General features: G+C 63.2%; 15 protein-coding genes. 9 read left to right on the top strand and 6 right to left on the bottom strand.

The window, feature by feature from the left end; translation table 11 throughout:
- Positions 1-17 precede the first annotated feature (17 nt).
- The 3 genes from ilvD to ABH945_RS34885 all read left to right on the top strand — a co-directional run bounded on the left by ilvD (position 18) and on the right by ABH945_RS34885 (position 4123).
- The gene (gene ilvD / locus ABH945_RS34895) at positions 18-1784 is read left to right on the top strand and encodes a dihydroxy-acid dehydratase (protein WP_429253690.1); all 1767 of its coding nucleotides are present in this window, start codon (positions 18-20) and stop codon (positions 1782-1784) included.
- Positions 1781-2683 (top strand): NAD(P)-dependent oxidoreductase, encoded by a 903-nt coding sequence (locus ABH945_RS34890; RefSeq protein ID WP_429253689.1) that lies wholly within the window; start codon positions 1781-1783, stop codon positions 2681-2683. The genes ilvD and ABH945_RS34890 overlap by 4 nt, the downstream gene beginning before the upstream one ends.
- Positions 2684-2791: 108 nt before the next feature.
- The gene (locus ABH945_RS34885) at positions 2792-4123 is read left to right on the top strand and encodes an MFS transporter (protein WP_429253712.1); all 1332 of its coding nucleotides are present in this window, start codon (positions 2792-2794) and stop codon (positions 4121-4123) included.
- A 219-nt stretch (positions 4124-4342) separates the two neighbouring features.
- Here the strand turns inward: ABH945_RS34885 and ABH945_RS34880 are convergent, their stop codons facing one another.
- Genes ABH945_RS34880 through ABH945_RS34855 form a run of 6 tightly spaced genes read right to left on the bottom strand, consistent with a single transcriptional unit; the run spans position 4343 to position 10985 of the window.
- Positions 4343-5647 (bottom strand): D-tagatose-bisphosphate aldolase, class II, non-catalytic subunit, encoded by a 1305-nt coding sequence (locus ABH945_RS34880; protein ID WP_074773028.1) that lies wholly within the window; start codon positions 5645-5647, stop codon positions 4343-4345.
- The gene (locus tag ABH945_RS34875) at positions 5640-6623 is read right to left on the bottom strand and encodes a tagatose kinase (protein WP_074773032.1); all 984 of its coding nucleotides are present in this window, start codon (positions 6621-6623) and stop codon (positions 5640-5642) included. Before ABH945_RS34875 ends, ABH945_RS34880 begins: the two co-directional genes overlap by 8 nt.
- Positions 6616-7632, bottom strand: a complete 1017-nt coding sequence (locus tag ABH945_RS34870; RefSeq protein WP_429253688.1) for an ABC transporter permease — start codon at positions 7630-7632, stop codon at positions 6616-6618. Before ABH945_RS34870 ends, ABH945_RS34875 begins: the two co-directional genes overlap by 8 nt.
- Positions 7629-9233 (bottom strand): sugar ABC transporter ATP-binding protein, encoded by a 1605-nt coding sequence (locus ABH945_RS34865; protein WP_429253687.1) that lies wholly within the window; start codon positions 9231-9233, stop codon positions 7629-7631. Before ABH945_RS34865 ends, ABH945_RS34870 begins: the two co-directional genes overlap by 4 nt.
- On the bottom strand, positions 9230-10150 hold the full coding sequence (locus ABH945_RS34860; RefSeq protein ID WP_429253686.1) for a substrate-binding domain-containing protein: 921 nt from the start codon (positions 10148-10150) through the stop codon (positions 9230-9232). The genes ABH945_RS34865 and ABH945_RS34860 overlap by 4 nt, the downstream gene beginning before the upstream one ends.
- A 19-nt stretch (positions 10151-10169) precedes the next feature.
- Entirely contained in the window at positions 10170-10985 is an 816-nt protein-coding gene (locus ABH945_RS34855) for a DeoR/GlpR family DNA-binding transcription regulator (RefSeq protein WP_429253685.1), read from the bottom strand.
- 401 nt (positions 10986-11386) lie between these two features.
- Between ABH945_RS34855 and ABH945_RS34850 the strand changes: the two genes are divergently transcribed.
- From ABH945_RS34850 to ABH945_RS34825, 6 genes are read left to right on the top strand one after another with little or no spacing between them, the layout of a single operon-like run.
- Entirely contained in the window at positions 11387-12388 is a 1002-nt protein-coding gene (locus ABH945_RS34850; protein ID WP_074773044.1) for an ABC transporter permease, read from the top strand.
- Between the two features lie 25 nt (positions 12389-12413).
- Positions 12414-13400 carry a sugar ABC transporter substrate-binding protein gene (locus ABH945_RS34845; protein WP_074773047.1) on the top strand — a complete coding sequence of 329 codons (987 nt, stop codon included), beginning with the start codon at positions 12414-12416 and terminating at the stop codon, positions 13398-13400.
- Complete coding sequence (locus ABH945_RS34840; RefSeq protein WP_429253684.1) at positions 13387-14943, top strand: sugar ABC transporter ATP-binding protein; 1557 nt, start codon at positions 13387-13389, stop codon at positions 14941-14943. Before ABH945_RS34845 ends, ABH945_RS34840 begins: the two co-directional genes overlap by 14 nt.
- Positions 14940-15431 carry a D-ribose pyranase gene (rbsD, locus tag ABH945_RS34835; protein WP_074771254.1) on the top strand — a complete coding sequence of 164 codons (492 nt, stop codon included), beginning with the start codon at positions 14940-14942 and terminating at the stop codon, positions 15429-15431. Before ABH945_RS34840 ends, rbsD begins: the two co-directional genes overlap by 4 nt.
- Positions 15424-16488, top strand: coding sequence for a Gfo/Idh/MocA family protein (locus ABH945_RS34830; protein ID WP_074771255.1), 1065 nt, complete (start codon positions 15424-15426; stop codon positions 16486-16488). Before rbsD ends, ABH945_RS34830 begins: the two co-directional genes overlap by 8 nt.
- 26 nt (positions 16489-16514) lie before the next feature.
- The gene (locus ABH945_RS34825; RefSeq protein ID WP_429253683.1) at positions 16515-17549 is read left to right on the top strand and encodes a LacI family DNA-binding transcriptional regulator; all 1035 of its coding nucleotides are present in this window, start codon (positions 16515-16517) and stop codon (positions 17547-17549) included.
- The last annotated feature ends 199 nt before the right edge of the window (positions 17550-17748 follow it).

The raw sequence follows: 17748 nt of genomic DNA, 5'->3' as shown, positions 1-17748 counted from the left end.
AAACGAAAACCCCATCCATGACCAATCTCCATAAACACCGTTCCCGCATGGTGACCGATGGCGTGACGCGCGCGCCGCACCGTGCGTTTCTGCGCGCGACCGGGCTCGACGACGAGTCGATGCAGAAGCCGTTTGTGGCGATCGTCGATACGTTCGGCGAGAACACGCCATGTTCGATGTCGTTGAACCAGGTGTCCGACAATGCGCGGCTCGGCGTCGCTGCGGGCGGCGGCGTGCCGATTCGCGGCTCCGCCATCTCGGTATCCGACGGCACCTCGATGAATCATGCGGGGATGCGCATGAGCCTCGTGTCGCGTGAGGTCGTCGCGGACAGCGTCGAGTTGTTCGTGCGCGCGCATGCGTACGATGCGCTGGTCGGTGTCGCGGGTTGCGACAAGACCTTGCCCGGCATCCTGATGGGCATGGTTCGCGTCAACGTGCCCGGCGTGTTTCTGTTCGGCGGCGCGATGCTGCCGGGCGTTGCGCCGGGGCAGATTCCGGGCGGCGCGGGCACGGGGCTGCAACGTCAGGCGACCATCCTCACCACCATCGAAGCGGTCGGCACCGCGCAACGCGGCGACATCACCCGCGCGCAACTCGATGCAATCGAAAAGCAGTGCACACCCACGGCCGGTTCGTGTCCCGGGCAGTTCACCGCGAATACCATGGCGATGGTCGCCGAGACGCTCGGCCTGGCGCCGCTTGGCTCGGCGATGGTGCCGGCCGTTTATAGCGAGCGGATCGCGATTGCGCGGCGCGCGGGCGAAACGGTGATGCGCACGCTGAAGGAGGGTGGCCCGCTGCCACGCGATCTGGTGACGCTCAAAGGCCTGGAAAACGCCTGTGCGGCAGTCGCTGCGACCGGCGGTTCGACCAACGCCGCGCTGCACATTCCGGCGATCGCCCATGAAGCCGGCATCCGCTTCACGCTCGACGATGTGCAGCGCGTGTTCGCACGCATTCCATTGATCGGCGATCTGCAGCCTGGTGGCCGCTATCTCGCGCAGGACCTGCATCACGCGGGCGGTGTGCCGGCGGTGCTCAATGCGTTGCTGGCAGGCGGCTTTCTGCACGGCGACGTTCCCACTCTCGAAGGCGTCACACTGGAGCAGGCGTTGCGTGACTACGCCGGCCCGGACGGGACCGTGGTGCGGTCGTGCGACGAACCGCTCGGCGAGAACGGCGGCCTCGTGATCCTGCGCGGCAATCTCGCACCGGATGGCGCGTGTCTGAAAATCGCCGGACTCAAATGGCTGACCTTCTCGGGCAAGGCGCGGATCTTCGAATGCGAAGAAGACTGCATGGCGGTGGTCGCGGCCCGCGACTATCGCGAGGGCGAAGTGCTCGTGATTCGCAACGAAGGGCCGAAAGGTGGCCCCGGCATGCGCGAGATGCTCAGCGTGACGGCGGCGATCTATGGGCAGGGCATGGGCGAGAAAGTCGCGCTGCTGACCGACGGCCGGTTTTCCGGCGCGACGCGCGGCATGTGCATCGGATATGTGGGACCGGAAGCCGCGATGGGCGGACCGATTGCGTTGCTGCGCGACGGCGATCTGGTTCACATCGATGCGCGCAGCGGCAGCTTGCGTGTCGATCTCTCCGACGAGCAGCTCGCGCAACGCCGCGCGGAGTTGCCCGCGCGCCCGAAGCGTCGACTCGCGGGCGTGCTGGAGAAATACGAAGCGCTGGTGCGGCCCGCGCATCTCGGCGCAGTCACGCATTCCGGTGCGCTCGACTGGCCCTACGATGCGCCGACTCACGGCGACGACGGAGCCGCCGCGTGAGCGCGCGCCCGATCGGCTTTTGCGGTCTCGGTCTGATGGGGCTGCCGATGACACGCCGTCTCATCGACGCGGGGCACAGCGTGCGTGTGTGGAATCGCTCGCATGAGAAGGCGACGGCGCTGGCGGAGGAATCGTCAGCCGACGTCGGGGCTGCGCCACGGTGCGTCGCCTGCCGCACACCCGCCGAAGTCGCCAGGGCCGCCGACATGGTGATGCTATGTCTCGCCAACGCCGACGCGGTCGAAGCCGTCGTGTTCGGCGCTGACGGACTCGCCACCGGCGCACGCGACGGCACCACGCTGGTCGACCATTCCACACTGTCGCCGTCGCAGACGATAGCGTTGGCCCAACGCTGGCACGCGCGCACAGGCGGCCACTGGATCGACGCGCCGGTTTCCGGCGGCACGGCGGGCGCAGCCGCCGGCACGCTGGCGGTGATGGCGGGCGGCTCGGCAAACGCGTTCGACGCAGCGACACCGGTGATCGCCGCGTACGCAGCTCGTGTGACCCGGATGGGCGACAGCGGCGCGGGACAGGCCACCAAGCTCGCCAATCAGACCATCGTGATGACGACCATCGCGGCTCTCGCCGAGGCGACACGCCTTGCGCAACACGCGGGCATCGACGTTACGCGGATACCTGCCGCATTGCAGGGCGGATGGGCCGACTCGGTGCTGCTGCAAACGCTGATGCCGAGAATGATTGAGGCGCCCGTTCGCGCATCCGGGACCATCCGCACGATGCTCAAGGATCTCGACGCAGTCGAAGCGCTCGCGGATGACTCGCGCGTGAGTCTGCCGGTTGCGTCGCTGGTGCGGCTGTGGCTCGCGCGAGCGGTGGAGCAGGGGCTGGGCGACGAGGATATTTCGCAGATCGTGCGCGTGCCGCTCGAAGCGTAGTGACCCGATACGGTATCGCTGCAACCGGCTAGTTAAACCTGTACCAGCCGCCGCACTGCATGGCGTGCGCGCCGGGCCGCTCCTATAAGCCATGCGTCAGGAGACATGATGCCAACCCTCGAAACCACCCCGGCGCGCAGCGTCCCTTTCGACCGCCTGAGCGCGAGCCAGTGGCGGCTGATCATTCTCGCGAGTCTGGGCGGCGCGCTGGAGTTTTACGACTTTGTCGTCTACGGCGTGTTTGCGCAGTTCATCGGGCGCGCGTTTTTTTCGATGCTCGATCCGACCATGGCGTTGTTGCTGTCGTTCGCCGTGTTCGCTATCGGTTATCTGTCGCGGCCGATTGGCGGCGCCGTGCTGAGCTGGTTCGGCGATCGCTACGGACGGCGGCGCGTGTTCATCGTCTCGGTGATCGTCGTGTCGCTGTCGACGATCGGCATGGGCCTCGTTCCCACCTACGCCAGTTGGGGCATTGCGGCGACCGTGGCGATGGTGCTGCTGCGGCTGATTCAGGGCTTCTGTCTCGGCGGCGAATTGCCGGGCTCGATTACCTACGTGGTCGAAACCGTGCCGCGCCGGGCCGGCTTTGTCTGCGGGATCGTGTTCTTTTGCGTGAACTCTGGCGTGCTGCTGGCAGCGGCTGTGAACCTCGGCGTCCACGCGCTTCTCACCCCCGACGATGTAGCCGCCTACGGTTGGCGGATTGCGTTTATCTTCGGCGGGATGATCGGCTTGCTGGGGTTCTGGTTGCGTCGAAAGCTCGAAGAGACGCCGGAATTCGCGCAGATGAAAGGCATGGCCGCGAAGCATCCCTTTGCCGAACTGATGCGCGACTATTGGCGTCCGGTGTTGATCGGCGTTTTGACGACGGCTGCAACGGCGGCTTATAACGGCTTGCTGTTCGCCCACATGCCGGCCTATCTCGACAAGGTGTTGCACTACGATCCGCGGCAGGTCGCGCTGGGTCAGAACGTTGCGCTGGCGACGGCGTCAATCGGAATTCTGCTGGTTGGACGGCTCGGGGACAGCGTGGCGCGGCGTCATCTGATGCGCGCCGGTGCGTTGTTGCTGATTGTGCTGACCATGCCGTTTTATCACGCGGCTGCCGGCCACCGGATCGATCTGATTGCGTTGATGTTTCTCGGTGGGCTGGGCGCGGCTTTAATCAACGGCACTTTTGCTTGCATCATCGCCGATATGTTTCCGACGCGCGTGCGCTTTAGCGGTGTAGCGCTGGCATTCAATCTGAGCTTCACGATCTTTAGCGGGACCGCACCGCTTGTCGGTACATGGCTGATTGCACGCACGGGCGATGCCGCTGCGCCGGGCTACTTCATGGTGGCGTGCGCCGCATTGACGCTTGCAGCGACGTTTGGATTGAAGAGCCTGAGCGGGCGGATTGGAGCGCCGGGGTTGGCGATGGCTTCAGTTGAGCAGTAGTCCGCCGGCTTCGAAGGGATTCATACGATCGGGGCGAAGCATGCTGATATGCAACTAACTGTCATTGGCCGACCGCGCTTTCCGCCGCTTCGCCACACACCCGTTCCGCAGAAGTAAGGGAGGGTCCGCCACCGTTCGGACGGTGCAGTGGTTGCACCGTCCAAAGGACAAAACAAACCCTCTCGCGGTGATCGAAGACGGTGCCGCTATCCCGCGATGTCACACCGGCTTTACGCCGCAAGCCTTCGCATAAGCGCGGATCACTTCGCGCACCTTGCTGCGCACAATGCTCTCGGGCGAGCCGTCGATAGCACCGCGCCGCACTTCCCAATACTGGGTCGGCAGGAACTGGCTCAGCAGGTTTTCAGGGATCGTTACGCTGGCCAGATTGCTCAGCAGCTTGTGCGCGGCTGCATCGATTTCAGGATCGGCCCAGTAGTAGCGCACGCGATCGCTATAGCTATACGTGCGCAGCAGGCGCGTCGTACGCGCGTCGCCGTGATAGTACTTTTCCCAGTTTCCCGGACGACGCAGCATCACCGCTTCAACCACGTCACGCAGCCCCGAGCGCTCGCTGTCGGGTAGCAGATCGGGCAACAGCGCGGCTTCGATATCGGCGAGCGCATACAGCGCCTCGCGCAGCGCGAAGGTGACGCCCGGGCCCACTTTCAGGATCGCGAAGCCGTCGCGTACCAGAGCATCGAGCGCTTCGGGTTTCTGGTAATCGGTCGAATGCGCTTCGAAGACCATGCCGGGCAGGTCCTTCAGCGCCTCCGACAAACCGGTCGCGAGTTCCGGCCGGTAGTCGATCACCTTCGTATGATCGAACTCGACGCCTGGCTGCACCACTAGCGCAATCACGCGTTGCCATGCGTCGTCGAGCTGGCGCGCGCGCCACGCGTCGCGGTGTACCGCGACCGTTTCGAGCGCCGCGAGGCGGCTGGTCACATCGACGGTATTGAGCGTTTCGCTTGCACCGCCCGGCACCGGTACTTCGGTGCCGACCACGTAGACCGGCGGGCGGCCATTGCCCAACCGCGCTGCGGCGGCCTCGGCGACCGCACACAAACGCGACGCCCGTTCGGCGACCACGCTGTCGGACAGCCGCTCTGGATCGCCGCCGCAGGCCATGCTGGTATCGAGGTGAATCTTCGTGAAACCGGCGGACACGTACGCGTCGATCAACGTATCGGCGCGCGTCATCGCTTCGTCGGCAGGAAGGTGGCGCCACGCGTTAGGGCCGAGGTGATCGCCGCCGAGAATCAGGTGCTCGCGCGCAAAGCCGGTGTCGTCGGCGATGCTGTGGACAAAGCGAACGAAGTCCGCGGGCTTCATGCCGGTATAGCCGCCGAACTGGTCAACCTGGTTCGACGTCGATTCGACGAGCAGCGGCGTGCCGTCCTCGCGTGCCTGTTCCATCGCGGCCGCGAGCACCCAGGGGTGCGCAGAACAGATCGAATAAATGCCCTTCAACGATGCAGCGGCCGGATGTCCGTTCGACAGACGGGAGACGATGTCAGACATGGTGAATCTCCGTTTTCGCGATGAATTCATCGAGTTCCGCCAGCGTCGCGGTGCCTTCCATCGGGCCGCGCACGGTGACTGCACGCGCGCCGCTCGCGCACGCGTAGCGCAACGACTGTTCGATGCTCATTCCCTGCGACCAGCACGCGATATAGGTCGCGCCGAAGCAGTCGCCCGCGCCGGTCGGATCGATTTCGTCGACTACGAATGCGGGCAGGTGAATCTCGCGTGTGCCGTCGTAATAGCTGCAACCGTCCTTGCCGCGCTTGACGACGACTTCCCGCACGCCGCGCTCTAGCAATTCGTCGATCGCCGCGCGCTCCGAACTCGCGCTTGCCAGCAGCGTCACTTCGTGGCCGCTCGGCAGGAACACGTCGGTGTAGTCGAGGATGAAATCGAGTGCCTCGCGCATCTCGGGAATCCTTAGCATTTCCTTGCGGATGTTCGGGTCGAAGCTGACTGTCCCGCCTTGTCCCTTGACCGTCTCGATCATCTTTTTCATCGCTTCGATGATCCTGAACGAGAACAGCGACGAGCCCATCACATGAAAATGGCTGCAGTCTTTCAACTGTTCGTCGCGGATATTCGCCACCGAAAAGCGTGCCGACGCGCTGTTCGTGATGTTGAAGATGAAGTCGCGTTCACCGTCTTCCCGATAGGTGACGAACGCGCTGCCGGTCGTCGCGTCCTTGATCACGGCAATGCCGGACACGTCGACACCATCGTGGCGCAGGCGTTCGACGTTCAGCGTGCCGAAATCGTCGGCACCGACACAGCCGATCATCGCGCAGCGGCTGCCCATGTGCGCGACCTGGTCGATGAAAATGGCCGGCGCGCCGCTCGCATACGGCCCGATCAGCGTGCCTGGCTGGCGAAACGACTGGCCACGTTCGGTCGCCATGATTTCGACGAGAATCTCGCCCATTGTCAGGATGGCACCGTCCGTTCTAGCGGAAGTTTTTTTCAGATCAGGCATGGCGCTTCTTCGTTTGAACATCGATGCAGACGGCGACGAGAATCACGACGCCTTTCACGATGAGTTGGTAGAAATAGGGGACGCTCAGCAGGTTCATGCCGTTATTGATCACGCCGATGATCAACGCACCGATCAGCGTGCCCATGATGGTTCCGTAGCCGCCGCTCAGGCTGGTGCCGCCGAGCACGGCCGCAGCAATCGCGTCGAGTTCGTAGCCCATCCCGGCGTTCGGTTGCGCGGAGTAGAGGCGGGACGTCATCAGCACGCCGCCGATGCTCGCCATCAGCCCCGAAATCATGAAAATGCCGATCCGCAGGCGGCTGACGTTAATGCCCGAATACAGCGCGGCTTCGCGGTTGCCGCCTGCCAGATAGGCTTTGCGTCCGAACACGGTGCGCGACAGAACGAAGTGATTGATCAGCAGTAACGCCGCGAGCACCCAGATCGGAAACGCGATGCCGAGCAGTGTGCCGTTGCCGAGCGCGGCGAAGCGGTCGTCGTCGACGGAAATCGGCAGACCGTTCGACGTGATATATGCGAAGCCGCGGAACACGCCCATCGTCGCGACCGTCACGATGAACGACGGGATCGTCAGCATCGCGGACAACGCGCCGTTGATCCAGCCGAGCGCGAGACCTGCAAGCATCGCAGCGAGCACCGCGAGCGCCGGATGCAAGCCGTGCTGCATGGCGAACGCGGCGATTCCGCCGACCAGCGCCATCACCGCGCCGACCGACAGGTCGATGTCGCCGAGCAGCAGCACGTAGGTCATGCCGAAGCCGAGAATCGCGATGATCGACACCTGCATCACGATGTTCAGCAGATTGTTCAGCGCGAGGAAATTCGACGATAGCAGCGCAAACAGCACGCACAGCGCGATCAGACCGCAGACGATGCCGCCGTATTGGCGCAGGAGTCGCGACAGCGCGCCGCGGCCCGCCGACGGGCTTCGCTTGCCGTCGCCATCCTTGCCGGTTTGCGGGTCCGCCTGAAGAGAAGTGGATTTCATGACTGCATGGCTCCCGTTGCATACGACATGACGGTTTCGGGCGTGAGCCCGGCCGTGTCGAACTGTTTGACGATCCGCTTTTCGCGCATGACCACGAGGCGGTCGCTCATCGCGAGTGCCTCGGGCAATTCGGACGACACCAGCACGATGGCGGTGCCCGCTGCGGCAAGTTCACGAATCACACGATAGATTTCGAATTTGGCGCCGACATCGACGCCGCGTGTCGGCTCGTCGAGGATCAGCAGTTTCGGCTTCAGCGCGAGCCATTTCGAGAACACGACTTTTTGCTGATTGCCGCCGCTGAGGTCTCCGACGCGTTGATACGGACCGTGCGCCTTGATATTCATCTGCGTGATCGCACTGGCCGTTTCGTCGCTTTCGAAGCGGCTGCGCAGGATGCCGAAACGCGAGCCTTTGCGCTCGAAACTCGCCATCGTCACGTTTTGCGCGATCGAGTGCATCAACACGAGACCTTGATGTTTGCGGTCTTCAGTAACGAAGGCGATGCCGGCGGAGATGGCGTTTTCCGGCGAGCGCAACTTCAGACGTTTGCCGTCCATCACGATCTCGCCAGACGGACGCCCGATGCCGAACAGCGCGTTCATCACGTCGGAGCGGCCCGCGCCGATCAGGCCGAAGAAGCCGACTATTTCGCCCGGATGCACGTCGAACGAGATGTCGTTGAATTTCGTGTCGAGCGTCAGTCCGCGCACGTCGAGCAGCGCTTTCCCGCCGCGCAGGTAGGGCGTGGCCCGGCGCGGATAGACGTCGCTCATTTCGCGGCCGACCATCAACGTGATCAGCGCGCCGATGGTCGTGTCGGTTTTGTTTTCGGTGGCGATGTAGCGACCGTCGCGCATGACCGAAATATCGTCGGAGATGCGCATGATTTCGTCCATCCGGTGCGAGATGTAGACGATCGCCTTGCCGCGCGCCTTCAGCTTCATCACGATGTCGAACAGCAGATCGGCGTCGCGATCGGATAGCGACGAGGTCGGTTCGTCCATGATCACGAGATCGGCATCGCGGCTGAGCGCCTTGGCGATTTCGACCAGTTGCCGCTGCGCCATCGACAGCTTCGACACGGACGCAGCCGGGTCGATCGGGATGCCGAGTTCGTCGAGCAGTTCATGCGTGCGGCGCGTCAATTCCCGAAAATCGACGACGCCGAAACGCCGCGGCTCATGCCCCGCGAAGATGTTCTCCGCGACGCTCAGGTTCGCGGCGAGGCTGAGTTCCTGATAGATGATCGAGACGCCCGCGTGCTGTGCGTCGGCGGGGCGGCTGAACACAACGGGTTGGCCGTCGAGCAGCAATTCGCCGCGCGTTGGCTGGTAGACACCCGCGAGGATTTTCATCAGCGTGGACTTGCCCGCGCCGTTCTCGCCGAGCAGTGTGTGCACGCGGCCGCGCCGGAGCTTGAGCGACACATCCTTGATCGCCTCGACCGGCCCGAACGACTTCGCGATTCCGCGCAGTTCGAGCAGCGGTGCGACCGCTTCGGGACGCAGGCTAGCGGCGCCAGGGATCGCGTCCGCCACGCCGCTCGGCGATGATGGCCGGCCCGGACCGGGCCGGTTTGCGTCAGCGCGAACGCTCATTTTGCGGCTTCTTTGGCGTTTTCATGCAGGTAGACGCCGGGCGTCACCGGAATCGTCTTCGCGACCGTCTGCTTACCGGCGACCTTGACTGCGGTATCGACCGCGAGCGCGCCCATCTTTTCCGGATACTGACGGATCACACCGACGAAGTTCGGATTCTTGTCGACGGCGGCGCGTGCTTCGGGCATACCGTCGAAGCCGATGATCTTGACGTGATTGCCTGCCGACTTGCCGGCTACCGCCGCGGCCATCGCCGCATCGTCTCCGAAACCGAAAATGCCGTCGAGATCGGGATGCGCCTGCAACATGTTCTGCGCGGCGCTCAGCGCGTCTGCGCGCGTGATGCCCGGCTGCACCGCCACGACCTGCACCCCCGGACAGCCGCCGAGCGCCTTCTTGAAGCCGTTCACCCGATCGATCACCGACTGGATGGTCGGATAGTCGATGATGCCGACCTTGCCCTTGCCGCCCAGCACCTTGCACATCAACTGCCCCGCGCTCTGGCCGCCGGCGTAGTTGTCCGTCGCGATGTGTGAGGCGACTTCAACGCCTTGCGCCTGAATATCGACGGTGATCACCGGGATGCCTGCGTGTTCGGCAGTCAGCACGGCGGCCTTGACGCCCTTCGAATCGACGGGCGAGAGCACGATCACATCGACCTTGCGCGTCACGAAGTCCTGGACGTCGGCAATCTGCTTGCTCAGATCCTGGTTCGCGATCGAAATATCGAGTTGTGCGTGATCCTTGGCCGCTTCCTGCTTCATCGCGTCAGCCAGCGCGACGTAAAACGGATGCTGCTGGGTCAGCAGCGACACGCCGATTTTCACGTCGGCCGCATGAGCCGCGGGCGAAGCCGCGATCAACGTGGCGCCTGCGATGGCGGACAGCATTGCCGTGAATGAAGTGCGCTTTGTCATGTCTCTTCCTTTGATTGGATTAATGCGTGGCTCGACGGAATTCGAGAATTCCGTTTTCTCGTCGATACAAGTCGAGTTGCTTGTTGGGAAACAGGTCCATGGTCGGTGGGTCGATGCCGTCATCGATCACGACGCCGTCGAGGTCCGCGAGATTGCAGAACACGTGGCCGTCGCGTTCGGACAGGCGCGGTTGCCACGCGACCACGATGCAGCGGGTCGCGGTGGCGACTGCGACCTGGAAGACGCGCGCAAGGCCCGGGTCCGCGCAGAGCAGGTTGCCGTCTACGTCGAGACCGGTCGCTTCAAGAATGCAAAGATCGAGCGAACGTGTCTTGACCGAGCGTTCGGCGTCCGGCCCGGTCAGCACGGTGTTGTTCTGGTCGAGATGCCCGCCTGTCAATTGCAACTCGCAATGGATGAAGCGTTGAGCCGTTTGTGCCATCGCGATGTCGTTGAGCAGCAGCGCGAGGTTGGCGCGATCCGACAGCAGGGGCAGCAGCTTGTGGACGATGTCGCCTGCGCCGAGCATCACCGACGCATAGTCGCCGACCGAATCCGAAGCGAGCCTCGCGACCGACATCTCTCCTGCCTTGCGCGTTGCGAAATCGGAGAGCGGCGTCAGCACGCTTTCGTCGGCACGCTGCGCGAGGTAACGCGCCTTGCCGAACGAGCGCACCAGATAGCGCTGCTCTTCGAGATACGTCAGATCGCTACGGATCGTCACGCTGGACACGTCGAACGCCTGGCTCAGTTCTTCAACGGTCACTTCGCCGCGCTTGCGCACCATCTCGACAATCTGCAGCCGTCTTTTCAGTGAACTCTTGCTTGCCAGCATGTCTCCGCTCTTCGGTTGCGTTACTTTCGTTTCGAAGGAGTTTAGTTTCGACTCGAAAGTTAGTCAACGAAGTTGGGATGCGAAAAAAGGCAAGGTTTTCCCTGGTGGGAGGCTTTTTGATGAGTGAGGGAGAGAGGGCGGAGCCTTCGCCGGCTCTTACCGGCAGCTCAAAAACGTTCATGCCCAACGAACCCATCAGGCGCCTTCGCACGCGGCCCAGAATTCAACAAACCGTTGACCACGGCAAATTGTTTGCGATAACATTTGTATTGAATGTTTGCGCTGCCATTTTTGTGGTCGGCAGGAGATGACGGCATTGGCACGACCTGCTGCCGCAGTGCTGCGCGCACATAGACAGACATACCGGTCCGCCGGAAACAGATTCCAAAAAAACAGGAGACATGATGTACGCGACCAGCAATGGAGTAGCCCGCTCGCCCATATCGAGCGCGTTCAGGAGCTTTCTGGCATCCCGGGAGGCGGGCGTACTGGCAGCAGTGATCTGCCTGTGCGTGCTGTTCGCGTTCGCCAGTCCCGTCTTTCTGACCAGCATTAACATTCTCAACCTGCTCAGGCAGATCTCCCTGCTGGGCGTGCTGGCAATCGGCGCGACCTATGTGCTGATCATCTCCGAAGTCGATCTTTCCGTTGGCTCCCTGTACGGCTTCTCCGGCATGGCGGCCGGCATGATGCTCGTCCACGGTGTGCCCGAGCCGGTGGCAATCGTCGTGACCTTATTGCTGGGCGTGGTGTTCGGCATGCTCAACGGGGCCATCACGGTGGTCGGACGCATTCCGTCGTTCATCACGACGCTCGGCACGCTGTATCTGATCCGCGGCGCGACGCTCGTGATGAGCAACGGCATGTCGGTGTCGCTGCCGACCGATCAGTCGATCTCGCCGATCATCAAGGCGCTCGCGCAAGGCAGCCTGATCGGTCATCTGTCAAATCAGGTGCTGGTGCTGATCGTCATTGCGGCAATCGGCTACGCGCTGCTCCACCGCACCACCTTCGGTTTCCACATTTTTGCGGTGGGCGGCAATGCGCGCGCCGCGAAGATCGTCGGCGTGCCGGTGGCGCGGACCAAGATCCTGGCCTTCGCGTTGGCCGGGCTGCTCGCGGCCTTCGCGGGCACGATCAACCTCGGCTTTCTCGAGAACGTCCAGGCCGTCACGGGCTCCGGCCTCGAACTCGACGTCATCGCCGCCGTGATCATCGGCGGAACCCGGCTCGGCGGCGGTGAAGGGTCGGTTGTAGGAACGCTGCTCGGCGTGCTGCTGATCGGGGTCGTGCGTGACGGCCTGATCCTGCTCGGCGTCACACCTTTCTGGCAAACGACGCTGATCGGCGTCGTCGTATTGGTCGCTGCTCTGATCGGCGGCGTCACTTCATCCAAGAAATGAAATCCTGATCCAACGAGGAGACACCATGACATTCGTATCGAAGTGCGCAGTGCTGCTCTCAGCAGCGATGACCCTGATGTCGGCCGGCGCGAGCGCGGCGACGCCCGACGCGAACTTCCAGCTTGCGCCCGCCATCAAGGCGCAGGCGGCGGCCAAAACCAAGCCGACCTTCGTGGTTTCATATCACGATCCGGCGCTGTCGGTCGCGGCTCCGATGCGCAAGGGCGTCGGGTTGGCGGCGAAGGAACTCAACGTCAACGCGGTCTTCACGGGGCCGGTCGGCGGCGGCGCCGAGAAGCAGGTCGCGGAACTGGAGAACTGGATCACCAAGGGCGTGGACGGCATCGCGGTATCGTCGTCGTCGACCGATGCGCTTGCGCCTGTGATCAACAAGGCGATTGCTGCAGGCATCCCGGTCGTCACGTTCAATACGGACAATCCTGCCTCGCATCGGCTGAGTTTCGTCGGACAGGACCTCGCCTATTCGGGCGTGGTGATGGGCGACACGCTGGTCAAGCACATGGGTCAGAAGGGCAAGGTGCTGGTGTTCACCGTCGATGCAGCGGCCGAATGGTCGAAGGATCGCGAGAAGGGGCTGCGCCAGTCGCTCGCAAAATATCCGAACATCGCCATCGTCGGACTGGTGAATACGAGTAACGAGCCGCAGCAGATCTACGCTGCGATCGAAAACGCGATGCTTGCGCATCAGGATGTCACCGGCATCGTTTCGCTGGATTGCTGCAGCTTCCCGGCGATCGGCCAGTATCTGCAACGCAATGGCCTGGCCGGCAAGATTCCGGTGGTCGGCTCGGACCTGTTGCCGCAAACCAAAGATCTGATCAAGGGCGGCGCATTGACGGCGACGATCTCACAGAATCCGCAGCGTCAGGGTCATGACGCCGTGGTCGTGCTGAACCAGATCTTCACCGGCGCGAAGATGCCTGACTCGCACACCGATACGGGCGTCCAGGTGATCGACCGGGCGAGCGTGGATCAACATGCAGCCGAGTGACGTGAACGGCCCCTCGTCGGCGAGCGCGGACAACACGATGACACCCCCCGCGCTTCGCCTTAAGGCGCTCGGCAAATCGTTCGGCAGCTTCTGGGCGCTGCGCGATGTCAGCATCGATTTTGCAGCGGGCGAAGTCCATGCGTTGCTCGGCGAGAACGGCGCGGGCAAGTCGACTCTGATCAAGCTGATTGCCGGCGTGCATCGGCCGAGCGAGGGCGGCATGCTGGGCGAAGCAGACGTGCCGCTCAACCTGACCACCCCGCGCGATGCGCTTCGGGCAGGGATCGGCGTGGTCCACCAGGAACTCGACCTGTTCGACAATCTGACGGTGGCCGAAAACATCGCGCTCGGCATCGAAGACAGCGGCCTCGCGAAGCCCTCGAAGAAAGAGATGGCTGAACGGGCCAGCCGGGCGCTGGGCGAGTTGCGGGTGGCGACGATTTCGCCGGAGGCGAGGGTCGGGCAACTCTCGACGTCGGACAAGCAACTCGTCGCGATCGCGAAAGTGCTGACGTGGAAAGCCCGCATCATCATTTTCGACGAACCCACTTCCGCGCTGAACGCGGTCGAAGCGGCCCGCCTGCTGCAGACCGTCCAGCATCTCAAGGCGACGGGCGTGGCGGTGATCTACGTGTCGCACAAACTCGCCGAGATCTTCTCGATTGCCGACCGCATTTCGGTGATACGCGATGGCCGGCTGGTGGCGAGCGGTCCGGCGGCCAACTTCAGCCACGAGACCGTGGTGGAAGCGATGCTGGGACGCAATCCGGCCGAACTCTTTCCGGTTCGCCCCGCGAAGACTGCGCAGGCAGCGCAGGCCGAGTCGCTGCTGGCAGTGACCGACCTCGTCGGCAAACGGCTGCAAGGCGCGTCGCTGACGGTGCGTAAAGGGGAAATTGTCGCGCTGGCCGGCTTGCCGGATGCTGGTCCGTCCGATCTGCTCCAGCATATTTTTGGTTTGCAGCAGCCTAAGAGCGGCGCGATCGATATCAATGGCCGGCGCCTGGGGCGCTTGTCGGCGCGCAGAGCGATCCGGCACGGTGTCGGCTATCTGCCGGCCGACCGTCTGCTCGACGGCATCCTGCCGCTCACCAGCGTGCTCGGCAATGCCGAGGCGACCAACCGGGCGATGCGCTCGACCAGCCTGGCCGTCTGCAAAGCCTCGGCTCTGGAGAACATCAAGCGCCTCGCGGTTCGCGCGTCGTCGTTGCTGAACCCCATCACGTCGCTGTCGGGCGGCAATCAGCAGAAGACGCTGCTGGCTCGCTGGCTCGTGATGAGACCGAAGATCCTGATGCTCGACGATCCGACTCGCGGTGTCGATATCGGTGCAAAGGCGGAGATTTATCGCATTCTGCGGCAGATCGCCGATGCGGGGTCGGCGGTGATTTTCACGTCGTCGGACTCGCTCGAACTGGCGAACCTCGCCGACAGGATCGTGCTGTTCCGAAACGGGCGCGTGGCTCAGGAATACGTGGACCCCGTGTCGCACGCCGAGCTGGATCGCGCGATTGCATTCACCCCTGAAGGAGCCAGAACATGAAACGAAGCGGCATTCTCAACCAGCAGCTTTCCGAAGCGATTGCGTCGATGGGGCACGGCCAGATCATGATGATCGTCGACGCCGGCTTCCCGATTCCGCGCGACGCGTGGCGCATCGATCTCGCGATCGGTCCCAATCTGCCGACACTCGAACAGCTTTACGCGTTGATCGCGCCCGAACTGATCGTCGAGAAGGTGATGTTCGCCGCCGAGGTCGCGGAGCACAACAAGCCGCTGTTCGCGTCGCTCAGAAAGTGGTTCGACGAGCGCGATTTCGCGTCCGTCACTTACGAAGAGACCGTGGGTTCTCTCGCACAGCGCGCGAAGGTGATCGTGCGTTCGGGCGCACTCGATCCGTGGGGCAATATCGCGCTGGTCGCGGGCGTCGATTACAAGGCCTACTTCAAGGACCCCGCGATCTCGGTGCCGGACAAGTTCCGTGCGTTGATCGACCGTGCGCCGTTCACGCCGGGAGCCGGCCATGAATAATCCGGCACCGCTTGGCAGGAAGCTTCGCGTGGGGCTGATCGGCGCGGGTTCGTGGGCTGTCGCCAATCACCTGCCGGTGCTCAAGGGGCGGCCGGATGTCGAGCTGGCGGCGGTGGTGCGGCCCGGCGAGGCAGAGCTTCGGCAAGTGAAAGAAGCCTTCGGCTTCGAGCATGCTTTCGAAGACTACCGTGCGTTGCTCGATTTGCCGGAACTGGACGCGGTGATTGTCGCGTCGCCGCACCGGATGCATGCGGAGCATGCGAAGGCGGCGTTGCGCCGGGGTTGTCATGTGATGGTCGAGAAGCCGATGGCGACGTCGGCGCAGGAGGCGAACGAACTGATCGACGTGGCGAAGCAGGCCGACAGGCAGATTCTCGTGCCGTATGGCTGGAATTTTCAGCCGTATTTCCGACGGGCGCATCAACTGGTGAGCGACGGACGCATCGGCACGATCCGGCACGTGGTCGCGCAAATGGCCACACCGATCGAAGACCTGATGTCCGGCGGACAGCTTCAGGGCACCGAAAACGAAATGTTCCGTCCCGAATCGGCCACATGGACGACGAAGGGCAGCGGCGGATACGGCTGGGGTCAACTGGTGCATCTGCTGGGCGGGATGTTCTACGTGACCGGCCTCGCGCCGCGCGAGGTGTTCGCGACGCTCGGGCTGTCCGATATCGGCACCGACCTGTACAACGCGCTCGCGGTGCAGTTCGCGTCGGGCGCGACCGGTTCGATCTCCGGCTCGGCCTCGTTGCCGCCCGGCTCGCCGTTCCAGGTGGATATCCGCCTGTTCGGGACGGAGGGTTGCCTGCTGCTCGACGTGGAGCGTGAGCGTTTATGGCTGCGCCGCGTCGACGGCGACGATGAAGAGATGGACATCGCAGCCGGATCGGGCGCTTACACCTGCGCGGAGCCGGTCAACGCATTCGTCGATCTGTGTCTCGGCAAGCCGGTCGAGAATTGCGGTTCGGGTCTGGTCGGCATGCGCTCGGTGCAGGTCGTCGAGGCCATGTTGAAGTCCGCTGAGTCGAGGCGTCCCGTCTTGTTAGACTAACGGGCAGCACGTAACAAGCTCTCGTTATGAAAACAAAAAATCCCCAGAAAGAAAGCCGCTCCACTGGCACGGTCACGATGCTCGACGTGGCCGAGTACGCCGGTGTGTCGGCGCAAACTGTTTCGCGTGTCGTTTCCAATTCGTCGCTGGTTACCGACAAGACGCGGCGCCGCGTCGAAGAGGCGATTCAGGCGCTGCGCTATATCCCGAACGAGGCGGCGCGCAGTCTCGCTTCTGCTTCGAGCCGGGTGGTGGCCGTCATTATTCCGACGCTGTCGAGCACCGCGTTCGCGGCCGAGGTGAAGAGTGTGATCGATACGCTCGAACCGCATAAGATTTCGGTGATCATCGGCAATACCGAGTACTCGCAGGAACGCGAAGAGGCGATTGTTCAAAGCCTGCTCGAACGCCGCCCGATGGGCGTGATACTCACGGGTCTTCAACATAGCGCGAAGGTCCGTTCGCTGCTGCAGGAAAGCGGCGTGGCAGTGATCGAAACCTGGGACACGGATGGCGAGCCCATCGACATGGCCGTCGGTTTCTCGAACTTCACGGCCGGTTACGACGTGGGCAAACTGTTGTGCGGACGCGGTGCGAAACAGATTGCTTTCGTCGGCGGCGCGAGCGCGCAGGACTCGCGTGCGCAGAGCCGTTATCTCGGTCTGTGCAAAGCCGTGAAAGAAGCGAAACTGCCCGCTGTTCTGCGCGTGGAGTTGCAATTGCCGATGAACGCCAGCGACGGCGTGCGCGGTCTCGATGAAGTGCTGCGCGACGCGCCCATGACCGACGCGATCTTTTTCTCCGCCGACACGATGGCGCTGGCCGCGATCCTCGAATGCAACCGGCGCGGCATCAAGGTGCCTGAGCAGCTTGCCATCTGCGGGTTCGGCGATTACGAACTCGCGGCCATGATCACGCCGTCTCTGACCACGGTCAGAACCAAACCCGACGAAATGGGCGCGACGGCCGCGCAGATGCTGCTCGCACGCATCAACGAAGTCGAAGATGCCGCCACCAAGATTGTGTTGACGCATCAACTCGTGCGACGCGGCAGCGCCTGACGAACACTCTGATGAAACGGGAGCCCGGTCAGAAACCGGGCACTTGCATCCCTCTCTGTGCGGCTGCGCCACCCGGCGCGTGCCATTCCACGCAATAAGCGCCTGTTTTCCCTGCATTTCCGCGATCCCGGCGGACTGATCTGTTTAGCCAAACTCCGTAAAAACCCCTGGCAACCAGCCTTTGACCCTGAGTGATTGT

This window comes from Paraburkholderia sp. GAS333 (assembly GCF_050435665.1).
Taxonomy (GTDB): Bacteria; Pseudomonadota; Gammaproteobacteria; order Burkholderiales; family Burkholderiaceae; genus Paraburkholderia; species Paraburkholderia fungorum_A.
This window is presented reverse-complemented; position numbering and strand designations above follow the sequence as displayed.